Here is a 224-nt window from a genome sequence, read left to right on the forward strand (position 1 = left end):
CGTTTGAGTAATGGGGGGACGCAGTAGGATAGGGTAAGCGCGCTGCTGGATATGCGCGTTCAAGCAGTTAGGCTGATGAGTAGGCAAATCCGCTCATCATTAAGGCTGAGCTGTGATGACGAGGGAACTATAGTACCGAAGTTCCTGATTCCACACTGCCAAGAAAAGCCTCTAGCGAGGCGGGAGGTGCCCGTACCGCAAACCGACACAGGTAGGCGAGGAGA

Annotated in this window: 1 rRNA gene; it reads left to right on the forward strand. The window is 54.5% G+C overall.

The annotated features are described in order from the left end of the window. Positions 1–224, forward strand: a 23S ribosomal RNA gene (locus tag M3225_RS30310); the annotation flags it as partial.

This window comes from Priestia aryabhattai, assembly GCF_023715685.1.
Lineage (GTDB): Bacteria > Bacillota > Bacilli > Bacillales > Bacillaceae_H > Priestia > Priestia aryabhattai_B.